Source organism: Microbulbifer maximicatervae (SeqCode) (genome assembly GCF_052468155.1).
In genome coordinates this window covers 2,085,407-2,100,912 of sequence record NZ_CP174335.1, presented here as the reverse complement: position 1 = coordinate 2,100,912, position 15,506 = coordinate 2,085,407, and the positions used below count along the sequence as shown (strand labels likewise).

The window sequence follows — 15,506 nt, the reverse complement described above, 5'->3', positions numbered from 1 at the left end:
AACCTTGTAAAAGCTGCTACCCCCGAATCTAATCCCCGGTCCTCAGCAGAAGGTTCAACTTGTTTGTATATCTATTTTTTACATCCAAATTACCAACTAGTGAAAATGCTTCAGTAAAGCTCTCTTTGGAGGCCGCGATATCACCAAGCCGGTACCGAGTTAACCCCAACAAAAAATGAAATCGATGATCACTCTGATCTGCCCGCAGTGCCCTTCGAAGGCGTTTTTCAGCGAGTTTAAATTTATTGTTTTCATAGGCTTCCCGCGCCTGATAATAAAGGTAATAGGGGTTCCTGTTGCGGTGATAACGCACACGGCTCGCAAAGTCATCAGCCAACCTCTCCCTACCTGTCTTGCGATAAAGTCTCTCCAGATTACTGGCCGCAACAAGGTTGCCTCTCTGCAGCTGCAATGCATGCAGATAGCTCTGCTCAGCTTCATCAATAAGGTCGAAATAGCTGTAGAAAGCCCCTAAATTTGACCAAAGGTCCCCTCTTTCCGGCTGTAACTGTAGCGCCTTGCGCAGATACAGAAATGCTCGCTCCTTATCTCCCGCACGCATCAACTCTACCCCCCGATTACTGTAATAAAGGGCAAACGCAGTGCTGTCTTCAAGCTTTTGCTGCTTATAAGTTGGATCGTAGACTGCCAGATTAAAGTCAATCACTCGCCGAATATTTCTATATTCAGAAACCATATTGACATGACGGTAGACGGTAAAAACCTCAAAGTCATCCTGCCCCCAAACCGGAGGCACATCCACCTCATTAAAATAGGCCTCCACACCCAGCTCTCTAGACATAGCAACCATCATTAAGGTAAACGCTAGGCAGTTACCCCGCTGTAGCTGGTAAGTTTTACTCGCTGGAAAAGTACTGTTGGGGTTGTATTCGACCTGAAAGTCACCTCGTCCATAGCCATCCACTAAAGACTGTAGCCGTTTAGACGGAGACTCTGCAGGAGCGATAGTATCCAAATAGGCCAATACATCAGCGTCGAGACCCAGGAGATCCTCATCGGGCAGCTCCGCCGGCAAAACTGACCGATTGAGGATAGCCCGCCCACTAAGGACGTTACTTATATCAACAGCCCCAGAGTATTTAGGGGGAATTTGGGCACAGCTAGAAACAAACAGGACCAGAATAAAAGCTAGTGAGGTCTTCATCGTTATTTTCCCCTCAATATTTTTAGCCTTATGGGATTTAACACCAATTTAACGTAAATAGAAGTACCCTGTTGCCATTTATATAAATCCCCTCACTTCGGTTCGCCTGTTAAATAGACAACTGGTAAACTTTCCAAGTTACGCAGGAGGTAGGCGCTACAAACATTTAGGCCTTGGAGCTGGCAGAAAACATCCACCCAAGCCCGGATAAGTCCCGACCTCTTTAAACAAGAGCAATACAGGAAAGAAATAGTACTCTGACACACGGATAATTTACCTGGCTAACCAAAGGGCACCGAAATTTCAGTTCCCTGGCCAGGCTACCTTCCTAAATATGCAACAACATATTGCATTAGAGCTATAACAACTGGAATTTCAGCTTATGTCGTCAAATACAGACCAAAATGACGCTGGCTTTTTTGGCCACCCCAAAGGGCTCTCGACACTTTTCTTCACCGAAATGTGGGAGCGGATGAGTTACTACGGTATGCGAGCCCTGCTTGTGCTGTTTATGACAGCCAGCCTTCAGGAAGAGGGCTTGGCCTTTACCGTTGCAGCAGCGGGAGCTATTTATGGGCTCTACACTGGCGCCGTGTACTTCCTCGGCCTGCCCGGTGGCTGGATTGCAGACCGCCTACTAGGAAGACAACGCACCATATGGTACGGCGGCATCATCATTATGTGTGGCCATATTGTGCTCGCGATCCCAACCAGTTGGAGCTTTTTTATAGGCTTGATCCTTGTTGCTACCGGCACAGGCCTCCTCAAGCCCAATATCAGTGCAGCAGTTGGACACCTGTACCAACCAGATGATGTTCGCCGCGACAGTGGATACGCACTGTATTATATGGGCATCAACATGGGCTCAATCATCGGTTATGCCGTCTGCGGGTACTTCGGTGAAAATGTCGGTTGGCATTGGGGCTTTGGTGCCGCTGCTGTGGGGATGGCTATTGGCCTGATCCAGTATCGCCGCACTATCCACAATCTGGGGGACGCAAGCCTCAATCCCGAGAACCCGCTTTCGCCAGAAAAGGCAAAACTGGCTTGGCGCATAATTGGTGCTGTTGTAGTCGGTGTTGCAGTGATTACCGGCTTGGTGATGAACGGCACTATCACCATCAACCCGGTAGAAATAGCCAAGTACGTAGCTGTAGCCTTCACCCTGACCTTCCTTGCCTACTTTGGCTTTATCTACTTTGGCGGCCAGCTGAGCGGGTCAGAGAAAAAGAAAATGTGGGCGCTATTCCTAGTCTGTGTAGCCTCTACCTTTTTCTGGTCGGGCTTCGAGCAAGCGGGCTCCTCACTGAACCTATTCGGCCGCGACTACACGGATCGCCTGATTGGCAGCTTTGAAATGCCAACCTCCTGGCTACAAAGCTTTAACTCCATCTTTATCATTACCCTGTCCCCCTTCTTTGCCGCGCTGTGGATTAACCTGGGCAAACGCATGATCACCCCATCCTATGGGCTGAAGTGTGCACTTGGCCTGATCATCATGGCCAGTGGCTTCCTGGTAATGTTCTTTGCCGCTCAATATGCAGCAGCGGGCCTGAAAGTTGCTCCTTACTGGCTGGTAGCCACTTACTTCCTGCACACTGTCGGTGAACTCTGCCTGAGCCCAGTGGCCCTGAGTGCAGTAAGTAAACTTTCTCCTCGCCGCTTTGCTGGCCAGATGATGGGTGTCTTTGTTCTGACTTACTCTATCGGCAACCTCTTTGCCGGTCTTCTGTCAGGTAACTTTGATCCGAACAATGTTGCTGAGATGCCAAACCTATTCCTGCAAATCAGCTTGTTCACAATCGGAGTGGGTATCATCCTGGCCCTGATCAGTCTCAAGTCCAAGTACTGGGAAACTGACTCAGAAGCACCCCAGAATACTGCGACAGCTGAAGGCTCTACTAAAACGGCCTAATACTTAGCTGTATTCCAAAAAAAAGGCCACTGCTATACAGTGGCCTTTTTTATTTTCCCTCGCCTAAAGCAAGCCTTGTAACAGACCGACATTCAGCCAGATAAAGCGCGCCCCAATAATAAACAGCAAAACGGCAAAGCAATGCTTAAGCATTTTGGGAGAAAGGCGATGGGCGAGATTGGCACCAAAGCGGGCAAAAAACGTGCTGGTGACAACGATTCCAAAAAACGCAGGCCAGTACACATAGCCACTACTCCATGCTGGTAGAAGCTGATTGCCCCAGCCCTGGAAACCAAAGCTCAGCGCACCCGCAACCGCAATGGGAAGACCACAAGCCGCCGACGTAGCGACCGCACGCTGCATCTTCACCCGGCAACGGGATAAAAATGGAACGGTTAGTGAGCCCCCACCGATACCAAAAATCGCCGATACCCAGCCGATAACTCCCCCAGCAGATAGCAATAAAGATGACCTTGGCAAGTTGCCGGCCCCCTCCGTTAATTGATCGTGCCGGGCACCACTAAGCCACATCCTCACCGCAATCACGATCGCAAAGACGCCTATCAGCAGCTGCAGCCAGGCACCGGGGAGTAACTCAGCAGTGGCACCACCGGCCCAGGAGCCGATTAAAATGCCTGGAGCCATAATTCCAAAGATCTTCCAGTCCACCGCCCTTTTCTTATTGTGGGCGCGCACTGAACTTATTGATGTGACAATGATTGTTGCTAGGGAGGTACCCACAGCCATGTGGGTGAGGATTTCAGGGGATATCCCCATAGCGGTGTAAACAAAAACCAAGGCAGGGACAATGATCAGGCCACCACCTACGCCAAATAGTCCGGCAATAGTTCCAGCAGCGGCACCGACCAACAAATAAACCAGTAGTATTTCCATAGCCCACCCCGTTTAAATACGACAAACAATTTTGTCGCATTTAAACAGATATAAGCTGGGGATAGATAGCGACCTTAACTTCGGCTTTCCACTGTAAGCCAGTCAAACCCTTCCTGCTGACAGGCAAAAATACAGCTCTCCACTGTTTCGGCAACCTCTGCCAGGGCCTCCTTTGCCAGGGCAAGGCTGTTATTTTTTTCACTGATATGGGCTACAACCAGGTGCTGTAGCTGTTCATAGCCAACGCGCTGTAGAAAGCCAGCAGCCTGCTGATTACTCAGATGGCCATAGGCACCTCCAACGCGTCGCTTCAACGAAGGTGGATAGGGCCCTTGAGCGAGCATCAGAGGGTCGTGATTTGCCTCTAGAACCAAGGCATCACAATCACCAAAGTGCGCTTCAACATGAGGGGTGATAGTCCCCAAGTCCGTCAACAAGCCCAGACTGCTACCGCGACAGCGAAACACAAACTGCGCCGCCTCACGAGCATCGTGGGGAACCGCGACCGGGGTTATTTCAATATCAGCGACAACAAAAGGCTGGTGCCCCTCAATTAAGTGCAACTCCGGTAACTTGCCAATATCACGCGCCTTAAAAGTACCGGGCGTCAGGTAGACAGGCAGGCCATATCTGCGCGCAAGTGGACCTACACCAGAGAGGTGATCACTGTGTTCGTGGGTAACCACAATCGCAGAGATATCAGCGGGAGACATACCGAGCCGCGCCATACGGCGTTCGGTTTCCTTGATGGTAAAACCGCAGTCAACCAAAAGAAAGTGGTCGCCACTGGCGACCACTGTTCCATTGCCTTTACTGCCGCTTCCCAAAGAGGCGAAGCGCAGGCCCATTAAATAAGGTTCTGCTGGATAGATTGAAGCAGCTGGGAAGCTTCATTCTTTGAAAGCGGCTGTCCGCGAGTATCGCGCACGCGCACTTCAATCTCATCGTCATTACCACGAATAACAATCAGATAACCGGGATAAGCCTCGCTTGTAGCGGTTCCTACTCCCAGGCCTTTGATTTCCTTGAAGAGAGCAGGTTCAGCCCCCTCAGTCATATCAATTCCAGCCAAGATCTGCTGTAGGCTTACCTGATCAGCGCTCTCTGCCAGCTCATCTTCATCGCTCTTGCTACCCCAGGAGAACCAGCCTCCGTCGCCATCTTCCTCATCAGAAGCAAGTGCACGGTCTTCATCGTAGGTGACGTAAAAAAGTCCAATATCGGAATCTTCACGGTGCAGGCGATAAGCACCAGAATTCACAGCATGAGCGACAGTAGCCCAGGCCCGATCCATTTCGAGCCCCATTGCAATATAGGGCTCGTGACCAGCAGGCTCCCTCAACTGGACCTTAAGTGAGCTGCTACCAATTGCCTGGGCAACCAAAGACGCTGTAGCAGCAGCTGTTTCTGACGCCAGTGCCGTGGACATTTCATCAATCATCCACCCTTCACGCTCAGGGCTCGAAGAGCGATCAGGCCAATTAACGCTACCGCCAACCGGGGCTGCAGAAGGCACAGACAAGTGGCGCACATGAATCTCTGTCGTATCGGGTTGCACACCGGTTTCTACCTGCAAGCGATACTTATCTTTAGTGTCAGGACTCTCTTTAAAGGCCATCCAGGCAGTTTCCATCACACCCGCATTGGCATCTGACATTTCTATATTCAAGCCTGAGCTGCGAAGGAATTGGTGCAACTGGGGCCACACCTCTTCAGGAGGCTGGGATACCAGCACCCAGCGATTTCCGCCGAGCTTTTGAATCTTTACTCTCTCCAGACCCGCATTCACTGAAAGCGCTTGAGGACGCGGAACTTCAAAATCCCCCTGGGCCAGCTGCTCTCCTGCAATCTGCGGAATCTCATAGAGTTCCTCCTGGTGCTTGGTATTAACACCTTCAGGTATCCGCAGAGGCGTCAGGCTATCGGCATGCTGGTAATCATTACTGCGATCGCGGAAATAGCCATCGTTGCCGAACACACCGCACCCCGCCAGTGTAATACTGGAGATAAAGAGCCCGGCTCCAACGGTCAATTTTTTCATTAAAGCTATCCTGGTTAATTCTCAGTTCGCGGGTTTAGAGTACACCGGCACTGCGCAGAGCTTCGCGCACTGTTCCGTGGTGCTCAGGGGATAAACTTGTCAGAGGCAGGCGTATTCCACCGTCGACACGACCCATCTCCCGGAGAGCCCATTTCACCGGTATCGGGTTGGACTCCAAAAACAGCACTTTGTGCAATATTTGTATTCGCTGGTCAATTGTCCGTGCAGTCACCGCATCACCGGCCAGCGCCGCTTCACACATTTGGGCCACTGCTGCGGGGGCCACATTAGCGGTTACACTAATATTTCCATGACCACCCAGTAACATTAGTTCAACCGCGGTACTATCGTCGCCAGAGTAAACGGCAAACCCTTCGGGCAGAGTATCTATTAAAACCTTAGCCCGCTCCAGGTCACCAGTGGCCTCCTTAATGCCTACGATATTGCCGACCAACGCCAGGCGCTGTACCGTTTCTGGCAGCATATCTACTGCTGTGCGGCCGGGAACATTGTAGAGAATTTGGGGAATGGAGACAGCTTTGGCCACCGCACGATAGTGCTGGTAGAGGCCTTCTTGGGTGGGCTTATTGTAATAAGGTGTAACCAGTAGGCAGGCATCTGCACCACATCGGGCGGCATTCTCTGTAAGGTCAATCGCTTCAGAAGTAGAGTTTGCGCCAGTTCCAGCAATCACTGGCACTCGACCTGCCACTTGGTCCACAACACGTCGAATAACCTCAATATGCTCATTGAAGTCCAAGGTTGCAGATTCACCGGTAGTCCCCACAGCAACCAGTGCTCGGGTCCCCTGCTCGATATGCCACTCAACGAGGTTGTGCAGACTGTCCCAATCCGGGCTTCCGTCTGCGTACATTGGGGTGGCCAGGGCCACCATACTACCGGTTAACATCCTCACTCCTTATTTTTTGCACTCCACCCGGAATACCACCGCCAGAGTCAGTTCAGTATGTTACTTAGGCCAGGGTATCTGCGCCAGTGCGACTAGCTCGCCACTCTTTTGCGTTTCTTTTTCTTTTTGCGTACCCCGTGATACACATTTTCTGCCCCTTCAGGACGGGTCTTAAAACGGCGATGCACCCACATGTATTGTTCTGGGGCCTCGCGAATACGCGCTTCGATAAACTGGTTCACCAAAATGGCATCTTGCAGCTCATCTCCCGAAGGGATCTGATCAATAGGATCGTAAATCTTCAAACGGTAACCTGAGCCATCATCCAGTCGTGTCACCACATAGGGCACCACTTTGGCCTTGCCGACCCTGGCGAACCGTGAGGTTCCCGTAACAGTCGCCGCCGGAACATCGAAGAAAGGAGCAAAGATCCCCTGCTTAATCCCATAATCCTGATCCGGAGCATACCAGACCGCACGCCCGCGCTGCAGGGCTCGCAATACCCCGCGCACATCTTTACGCTGATAAACACTGCCATTCTCAGTATGGCGCTCTCGCCCTTTGCGCTGCATGTAGTCATAAACCGGATTTTTGTGCGGCCGATACATGCCATCGAGAGTAATGCTCATCCCCATCATGGCGGCGCCGATTTCCAGGGTAGTGAAATGCATAGCCATCAGGAGAACGCCCTGGCCTTGGGCCTGGATGGCCTGCAGGGCTTCCAGCCCTTCAAAGGTAAAGCGTTTTCGTAACCATACGGCAGAGCGAAACCAGGCCATGCCGGTTTCCATTAAGGCGATTCCACTGGACTCAAAATTACGCCTAAGAAGTTCAGCTCGCTCACCTTCCCCCAGCTCGGGGAAGCACAGCGCAAGATTGCGTTCAGCAATCGTGCGTCGACTGGTAGCTACTCTTAGCATTAGGCGGCCAAACGCACGGCCCATGGCCAACTGCCAGCGATAGGGCAGTTGCGCGATCAAAAACCATAGTGCAAAAAGCAGCCAGGTCAGCCAGTAGCGAGGATGCAGCAATGCCGCGCGAAATCGGGGTTTTTCCATCAGATCTATATCAGGGTGTGGCGCCGAGGCGCAACCTAAGTCGGTTGAAAACGACGTAGTATACCCTATGCGAGGAGAGCGGGGACTGAGTAACAACCACAGGAGGTCAGTGCCTTAACAGGGTGTCCAACTCATCCACTGCGACACACCAATCCGAATCATCCAAGATGGCATTCTCCAGGAACTCTCGTTGCCCATCGCTCCAAAAGGAGGCGGAGGAAAGCTTCTCGTGACGGTGCAAATAGTGCGTGACCAGAAATTCATGGATCTGTGCATCTTCAGACGCCAGCCCCAACTGGGAAAACAGGTCCTTCAGTGTGTGATGTCCAGTAGTTTCCATAACGATTACCGCTATCTATTCTGGCAGCCATATTTTCATGGCGACTACCCCAATTATAGTTGGGCAGCCCCTGATTCATCCCGCATTATTCCTGCGGGGCTTTCAGAGGCATCACAGGCTTTCATCAATAGAATTCAGACTCTGCCCTTTTAGGGCGCCGGGTTGGGATTCCCCTGGTGTATAGCTTCGATAGCCGCTAATTGCTCACCATCCAGGGTAATTTCAACGCTGGAAATATTGGAACGCAATTGCTCGATAGTTGTGGCGCCAATGATATTTGAAGTGACAAATGGCTGCTGATTCACGAATGCCAGTGCCATCTGCGCAGGGTCCAGACCAAACTCCCGGGCCAAATCCACATAGGCCTGGGTCGCAGCCAGGGTTCGCTCTCCGGCGTAGCGCTGAAAGCGATCATAGCGGGTAAGTCGCGCACCCTCAGGCTTCCTTCCCCCCAGATACTTACCCGAAAGAACCCCAAATGCGAGGGGGGAGTACGCCAATAGGCCACATCTCTCGCGAATAGCAATTTCAGCGCAGCCAACTTCAAAAGCCCTGTTTAAAAGACTGTAGGGGTTTTGAATCGATACAATCCTTGGCTTCCCGTAGGCAATCGACTGCTGCAGGTACTCAAACATACCCCAGGGGGTCTCATTGGAAACACCGATATGACGAACCTTGCCCTGCTCAACCAACTCCTCGAGTGCGCCCAATGTTTCAGCTATAGACACACCATCGTCGCTGCCGTGGGTATAGTCCAGGCGCCCGAAGAAATTAGTTTGCCTTTCAGGCCAGTGGACCTGGTAGAGGTCAATGTAGTCAGTGCGCAAACGTTTTAAGGAATCGTCACAGGCCTGCAAAATCTGCTCTCGGTTCAGACGGGGACCCGAGCGAATATGGCCAACACCTGAATTGGCGGCACTGCGGCCCGCCACTTTAGTTGCGACAACAACCTGGTGCCTGCCTCCTCGCGCAGCCAACCAGTTGCCGATATATTCCTCGGTTCGGCCCTGGGTTTCTGGCCGTGGCGGTACGGGATACATTTCCGCGCAATCAATGAAGTTAACCCCTTGAGATATTGCATAGTCGAGTTGCTCAGCGGATTCAGCTTCATTATTTTGTTCACCATAAGTCATGGTGCCCAGGCAAATCTGGCTTACCTTAAGGTTGGTGGTGCCGAGTTGGCGATACTCCATTGAAAAGCCCCCATAAACCGAAAAACCGGATTATGCAGCTTTGCTAGGAAGAGTTGTAGGAGTGCGTTACGGAAGGGGAAACGGGACTCCCAAATGGAGTCCCGCATAAAATCAGCCAAATTTGGTATCTACAATGGGTGAGGTGTCGGCATCGTAATCAATACCATCAACACCAAATCCAAACAGCTTGAGGAAATCCGCCTGATAGCCCTTGAAGTCAGTCAAGTCGAACAGGTTCTCAGCAGTTACCTCTGGCCACAACTTTTCGATCTTCGCCTGGGTCTCAGGGCGCAGCTCTTTCTCGTCCATACGTAAACGGTTCACATCATCGAGACGTGGAGTATCGGTATAGAGCCCCTCAGTGTAGAGGCGGTATAGCTGTTCGATACAGCCCTCATGAGTCCCCTCTTCTTTCATGATTTTGTACGCAAGAGAGATATAGAGTGGCATCACCGGAATAGCAGAGCTGGATTGGGTCACCAGCGCCTTCAAAACGGCAACGTTAGCCGCAGCCTTACCGTTATCGGTGATCGCTTTTGCCGCGCGATCAAGATCTTCTTTAGCTTTACCGATAGTCGCGTGACCATAAATCGGCCAGGTCAACTTTTCACCGATATAGGTATAAGCCACAGTCTTGCAGTTATCAGCCAATACCCCGGCATCACCGAGGGCCTGCATCCACAGTTCCCAGTCTTCACCACCCATAACCTTGACGGTATTTGCGATCTCTTCGTCGCTCGCCGGCTCCAAAGTAATATCGGAGATCTCCAGCTTGTCAGTGTTCAGATTCTTGGCAGTGTAAGATTTGTTAATGGGCTTGAGGACAGAGCTATACAGCTCACCGCTTTTCGGATCTGTGCGACGCGGGGATGCCAAGCTGTAAACCACGAGATCAACCTGACCGAGGTCTTCTTTGATCATATCTACAGTCTGGGCTTTCACCTCATCTGAAAAGGCATCGCCATTGATACTCTTTGCGTAAAGCCCCGCTTTGTGGGCCTCCTGCTCAAAAGCTGCGGAATTGTAATAACCCGCAGAAGCCGTGCGCTTTTCAGTAGGCGGCTTCTCGAAAAACACACCAAGGGTGCTTGCGCCGCAACCAAAAGCAGCTGTAATTCGTGATGCCAGGCCGTAGCCTGTGGAGGCACCTATCACCAGCACCTTTTTGGGCCCATTTTCGACCGCTGGCTGGGACTGAATATACTCAATCTGCTCGCGTACGTTAGCAGCGCAGCCCTGCGGGTGGGCATTGGTACAAATAAAACCGCGTACTTTCGGCTGGATGATCATCCTTACAGTCTCTCCCTTCGTCTTTTGGGAATCGTTGTTACCTGATTACAGATACGCTGGTGGCGCTCCGGAGAACTATCAACCCAAGGTCGTGAGTGCGACGCCTGGGTCAGGTTCGTGGGCCATTCTAATCTCTGTCGCCGAGGAGTCCCATAGCGGTATTTCCCACAATCGATAGATGACGTCCAAAATATCTACTATCCCGGCCAAAGCGCCACATCCTGTTCAAAACCCAAACAGGAAATCGATATTTCCTGACTTTCCTGCACATAAAAGGGGCTACAGTGATTAATGTCGCGCCAAGCCGGTGCCACAAAAGGGCTAATTGACATATTTCCACAGGAAAACTCATCAACCGCGCTTTTTCTGGCTTGGCACGCTGTATGCAGTCTCACCAGTGAAGGAAGCTTTTCGCTGTCATACAGCAAGCCAGGGATGGCTCGAGCGTTGTTAAACCTGTAGTAAGTTAGGAAGGTCAGAGTGAAATACTATTCGCGACACTGTGTGAAACCCGGAGACCTCAATCCTGCCCAGCGCCTGTTTGGCGGACAGCTACTGTCCTGGATTGATGAGGAAGCAGCAATCTTTGCCGGCTGCCAGATGGGTACTCCAATGCTGGTCACCAAACTGATGTCGGAAATTGACTTCGTCAGCTCCGCTGGCTGCGGTGATGTGGTGGAGTTTGGATTCGAAGTGGTTGGTATCGGCCAAACCTCGCTCACAGTCCACTGCGAGGTTCGCAACAAACAGTCGCAGCAGCTGATTGTGCAAGTGGACCAAATTGTTTTTGTCGCGCTGGACGCAAATGGCAAGCCCACCCCTCACGCAAAGGCCGGCATGTCTCTGGAACAGGCCCGAATTGTTACTCAACAAGAGCGGGAGGTTCGCGAACGCAGAATTGCCAGCTGACTCTACCCCGGAGCAATAACGCTCTAGAGCAGTGAAACGGTGGCGGTATACTGACGCTTTGCACTAACCGCCATCGACTATGTTTGAACTGCGATTTCACACCCCCAAACCCTGGGCTCAAGTGGTGCTCGCCGACTTTGATCGATTCCTGCAGGACCATGCTGCCGCAGAGAAAAAGGCCTCCGGCATGGCGGTATCCATGTTCTCCCACTATCCCGACAAGCCCGTTTTAGTGGAAGCCATGATCAACCTGGCACTGGAAGAAATGAACCACTTCCGCCAGGTTATTAAGATTATGCATGATCGAGGGATCTACCAGGCACCGGATGAGAAAGATCCGTATATCAACGCCCTGCGCCAACTGATTCGCCGGGGGCCAGATGAATACTTGATGGACCGCCTGCTCACCGCAGCGATCATCGAAGCGCGGGGGTGCGAGCGCTTTGGGCTGGTGGCTGAGGCACTGCCAGCTGGCCCCCTGAAAACCTTCTACCAGGTCATCACCGATAGCGAGGCTCGCCACCACGAACTATTTGTCGAACTCGCCCTGGAGTACTTTCCCCGCGAAAAAGTGGAAGCGAGGCTATCTGAATTACTCGACGAGGAAGCCGCGATTACTGCCGCACTCCCACACCGCGCGGCATTGCATTAGCGGACCGTAATTCAACGCAATTCCTATTCCCCTCCAATGGTGTATCCTGGCGCCAATCTCTAGCCCGACGTAGAGGCGCCAAACATATGCAGACTTTCCTTCGCCAACACTGGTTCCGCCTGTTCTTATTGACCACATTTGCCATTACCTGGGCCTGGTCTGCCTGGAACCCCCTGCACCCCGATGACTGGTTGCTTGAGAACTATCTGGTATTTGCCGCTCTACCGATCATTTTGATCAGTGCACGGAGTTTTCCCTCATCGAATATCTCCTATACATTGATCACCATCTTCATGTGCCTTCATGTGATCGGCTCTCACTACACCTATGCCGAAACGCCTTTTGGCTACACCTTACAGGAATGGCTGGGCTCCGATCGCAATATGTACGACCGCCTGGTGCATTTCAGCTTTGGCCTTCTCCTGGCCTATCCGGTGCGAGAGATTCTTGTGCGCCTGGCTCAACTGCGTGGATTCTGGGCCTATTTCTTCCCGGTAGACGTGACTTTTGCGCTCTCATCAATCTACGAAATCATCGAGTGGCAAGCGGCGAAAGCTGTCTCTCCAGAATTGGGCGCAGCCTTCCTCGGCTCTCAGGGAGACATCTGGGATGCGCAGAAAGATATGCTGCTAGCGGGGCTCGGCTCTATCACCACCATGCTGGTGGTACTCGCCCTGAACCTGTGGTTGAACTCCAACGCCTGGAGTGAGATTCGCAACAGCCTTAAGCCCCCCCCGGGTGACAGCGCCCTGGGAGAAACCCGATTGCGCCACTGGTGGAGTAATCGACGCGGCTAGAATCCACCCCTATTTCGACAATGCATGATTTAGCGGTAAACGGGTTGTCTGCTTCATCGTCTCCATTACAAAACTGGAGCTGACATCAAACAGGTCGGCCTTGATCAGCTCCTTGTAGAGACGATCGTAGCCAGGCATATCGGTGACTACCGCTTTGATCAGATAGTCCAAATCTCCACTCATACGATGGACCTCAAGAATTTCAGCCACCCCCTGTGTCAATTCACTAAAACGGGCGGCCCACTGATCATTGTGCTGGTTGGTACGAATTGAAATATAGACCGTCAGCGGCAAGTTCAGTTTTTGCTGATCAAGGAGGGTAACCCTGTCGCAAATCACCCCCTCATCCTCAAGACGGTGAATGCGGCGCCAACATGCCGACTTGGACATCCCAACCCGCTCGGCAATATCCCCCACTGACAGGGTCGCATCAGCCTGCAACAGCTCGAGTACTGCCCTATCCAGTTTGCTTAATCCTTCAGTCATCACTCAGTCCCCGCCTCGCCCAATCACACAAAATGACGCTTTATGGCACAGTTTTACGATTTAAATCTTATTATCGGCACAGTCATTCATAAATTACACAATAAAAGATACAAGTAGAGACATTGTTTCAAGCATTCGGGACTAAAGTGAGCCCCACAAAACAGGGGAAAGGAAATCATGACAGACCTGATAAAGCACATCCGCGACTCGGTAATCGGCGAATTGCAAGCAATCGTAACGCCGTTTGGAAAACGTCCTCTGGTGTACGCCGACTACACAGCTTCCGGTCGTGCGCTGACATTTATCGAAGAGACTATCCGCCAGCAGGTACTGCCCTTCTATGCCAATACCCACAGCGAGAGTTCCTATACCGGTGCCCATACCACCGCGCTACGGGAGCAGGCCCGTGAAGAAATTCGTCAGGCAGTCAACGCCAGCGATAACCATAAAGTGATTTTTTGTGGTTCTGGTGCAACAGCCGCGATCAACAAATTGATCGATATTCTCAACTTGCGCCTGCCCGCAGACCTGGATAGGCAACACCAACTCTTAAGTAGAATTCCCGAACATGATCGCCCGGTTATTTTTATCGGCCCATACGAGCACCATTCCAATGAACTCCCCTGGCGAGAGAGCATTGCCGATTTAATCGCTATTCCACTGGATAAAAGAGGCAAACTTGACCTTGAAGTACTGGAATCAGAACTGCGCGCCCATGCCCATAGACCATTTAAAATCGGCAGTTTTTCTGCGGCCTCTAACGTAACCGGAATCAAAACAGATGTAGAGGCCGTGACTGCACTCCTTAAAAAACACGGAGCTTTATCATTTTGGGACTACGCCGCCGCAGCACCCTATGTGCAAATTAATATGCAAGGGCCAGCAACGCCGGATAGCCACTACCAAAAGGATGCCGTGTTTATCTCCCCGCACAAATTCATCGGAGGACCTGGCACTCCAGGTATTCTGGTTGTACACGAAGACCTGCTGAAAAACTCGGTACCTGCTACACCGGGAGGCGGTACCGTCCTTTATGTCACACCGGAAGATCACCGCTATCTGGAAGACGCCGAGCGCAGTGAAGAGGGCGGCACTCCAGCCATTATCGAGTCGATCAGGGCCGGTATGGTTTTCAAACTTCAACAGACGGTGGGCGCAAAAGAGATTGGTCGACGCGAAACCCAATTTTTACAGCGGGCACTGCAACGCTGGTCGGAGGAGGAGGCCATTGAGATACTCGGCAATACTGACTCCGCACGACTATCCATCATCTCCCTGCGAATTAAATGGAACAATAAGGACCTTCACTACGGTTTTGTGGTGGCATTGCTCAATGACCTGTTTGGTATTCAGGTTCGCGGAGGCTGCTCCTGTGCCGGTCCCTATGGACACGCTTTATTGGGCATCGATATGGCCCACAGTAAATCCCTGGAAGAACAAATCCTGCAAGGTCAGAAGGTACTGAGACCCGGTTGGATAAGACTCAACTTTAACTATTTTATCAGCGAGGAGGTCTTCGAATACTTATTGGAGGCAGTGGCCCTGGTCGCCAACTACGGCTGGAGATTGTTGCCGTTTTACCGTTTTGACCCACTCACCGGCGTATGGAGATATCAGGATAAGAGAATGAGGACATCGCTTGATATTTCTCAGCTGACATTTACTGATAAAGACACGCAACAAGAGCAGGAAAACCGTTACAACTTAGATCTTAAGAGCTATTTAATGATGGGAGAAAAAGAGCTTCGCAAAGTTGGTCGCGAAGCCCATTTCTACGATTTAAGACTACCCGATGAGGCAGAACCCCTACGCTGGTTTGCCAGCCCCCGGGAAGCGGCACTGGCACTTTAAGTGGG

At 51.6% G+C, this 15,506-nt stretch carries 15 protein-coding genes; 5 read left to right on the top strand and 10 right to left on the bottom strand.

What is annotated here, in order from left to right:
- Positions 1 to 28: 28 nt before the first annotated feature.
- Complete coding sequence (locus ACJJIY_RS09050) at positions 29 to 1,165, bottom strand: tetratricopeptide repeat protein (RefSeq protein WP_444895124.1); 1,137 nt, start codon at positions 1,163 to 1,165, stop codon at positions 29 to 31.
- A gap of 382 nt (positions 1,166 to 1,547) precedes the next feature.
- On the opposite strand from ACJJIY_RS09050, the gene ACJJIY_RS09045 reads away from it, so the two are divergent.
- Positions 1,548 to 3,080, top strand: coding sequence for a peptide MFS transporter (locus tag ACJJIY_RS09045; protein ID WP_445359446.1), 1,533 nt, complete (start codon positions 1,548 to 1,550; stop codon positions 3,078 to 3,080).
- A 63-nt stretch (positions 3,081 to 3,143) separates the two neighbouring features.
- On the opposite strand, the gene ACJJIY_RS09040 is transcribed toward ACJJIY_RS09045, so the two are convergent.
- The 8 genes from ACJJIY_RS09040 to fabV form a co-directional block, all read right to left on the bottom strand.
- Entirely contained in the window at positions 3,144 to 3,974 is an 831-nt protein-coding gene (locus tag ACJJIY_RS09040) for a sulfite exporter TauE/SafE family protein (protein ID WP_445359445.1), read from the bottom strand.
- A 74-nt stretch (positions 3,975 to 4,048) separates the two neighbouring features.
- Complete coding sequence (locus ACJJIY_RS09035; RefSeq protein ID WP_413664459.1) at positions 4,049 to 4,822, bottom strand: MBL fold metallo-hydrolase; 774 nt, start codon at positions 4,820 to 4,822, stop codon at positions 4,049 to 4,051.
- Positions 4,822 to 6,015, bottom strand: coding sequence for an NlpB/DapX family lipoprotein (locus tag ACJJIY_RS09030; RefSeq protein ID WP_413664458.1), 1,194 nt, complete (start codon positions 6,013 to 6,015; stop codon positions 4,822 to 4,824). The genes ACJJIY_RS09035 and ACJJIY_RS09030 overlap by 1 nt, the downstream gene beginning before the upstream one ends.
- 34 nt (positions 6,016 to 6,049) lie before the next feature.
- Complete coding sequence (dapA, locus tag ACJJIY_RS09025) at positions 6,050 to 6,925, bottom strand: 4-hydroxy-tetrahydrodipicolinate synthase (RefSeq protein ID WP_282934185.1); 876 nt, start codon at positions 6,923 to 6,925, stop codon at positions 6,050 to 6,052.
- 92 nt (positions 6,926 to 7,017) lie between these two features.
- Positions 7,018 to 7,983: an LpxL/LpxP family Kdo(2)-lipid IV(A) lauroyl/palmitoleoyl acyltransferase gene (gene lpxL, locus ACJJIY_RS09020; RefSeq protein WP_413664457.1), complete on the bottom strand. Its 966-nt coding sequence runs from the start codon at positions 7,981 to 7,983 to the stop codon at positions 7,018 to 7,020.
- 106 nt (positions 7,984 to 8,089) lie between these two features.
- Entirely contained in the window at positions 8,090 to 8,323 is a 234-nt protein-coding gene (locus ACJJIY_RS09015) for a DUF2789 family protein (protein WP_413664456.1), read from the bottom strand.
- A gap of 149 nt (positions 8,324 to 8,472) precedes the next feature.
- The gene (locus ACJJIY_RS09010) at positions 8,473 to 9,516 is read right to left on the bottom strand and encodes an NADP(H)-dependent aldo-keto reductase (protein WP_444912153.1); all 1,044 of its coding nucleotides are present in this window, start codon (positions 9,514 to 9,516) and stop codon (positions 8,473 to 8,475) included.
- Between the two features lie 111 nt (positions 9,517 to 9,627).
- A complete protein-coding gene (fabV, locus tag ACJJIY_RS09005) occupies positions 9,628 to 10,806 on the bottom strand; it encodes an enoyl-ACP reductase FabV (RefSeq protein ID WP_413664454.1) in 1,179 nt (392 codons plus the stop codon).
- 480 nt (positions 10,807 to 11,286) lie between these two features.
- Here fabV and ACJJIY_RS09000 point away from each other — a divergent pair, with 480 nt between their 5' ends.
- From ACJJIY_RS09000 to ACJJIY_RS08990, 3 genes are all read left to right on the top strand, one after another.
- Positions 11,287 to 11,715, top strand: a complete 429-nt coding sequence (locus ACJJIY_RS09000; protein WP_413664453.1) for an acyl-CoA thioesterase — start codon at positions 11,287 to 11,289, stop codon at positions 11,713 to 11,715.
- A gap of 79 nt (positions 11,716 to 11,794) precedes the next feature.
- Positions 11,795 to 12,367: a tRNA-(ms[2]io[6]A)-hydroxylase gene (locus ACJJIY_RS08995; RefSeq protein WP_413664452.1), complete on the top strand. Its 573-nt coding sequence runs from the start codon at positions 11,795 to 11,797 to the stop codon at positions 12,365 to 12,367.
- An 86-nt stretch (positions 12,368 to 12,453) separates the two neighbouring features.
- On the top strand, positions 12,454 to 13,164 hold the full coding sequence (locus tag ACJJIY_RS08990) for a DUF2238 domain-containing protein (protein WP_444895133.1): 711 nt from the start codon (positions 12,454 to 12,456) through the stop codon (positions 13,162 to 13,164).
- 9 nt (positions 13,165 to 13,173) lie between these two features.
- Here ACJJIY_RS08990 and ACJJIY_RS08985 read toward each other — a convergent pair whose 3' ends face one another.
- A complete protein-coding gene (locus tag ACJJIY_RS08985; protein WP_444895134.1) occupies positions 13,174 to 13,650 on the bottom strand; it encodes an Lrp/AsnC family transcriptional regulator in 477 nt (158 codons plus the stop codon).
- A gap of 177 nt (positions 13,651 to 13,827) precedes the next feature.
- Between ACJJIY_RS08985 and ACJJIY_RS08980 the strand changes: the two genes are divergently transcribed.
- On the top strand, positions 13,828 to 15,501 hold the full coding sequence (locus ACJJIY_RS08980) for an aminotransferase class V-fold PLP-dependent enzyme (RefSeq protein WP_444895135.1): 1,674 nt from the start codon (positions 13,828 to 13,830) through the stop codon (positions 15,499 to 15,501).
- Positions 15,502 to 15,506 lie beyond the last annotated feature (5 nt).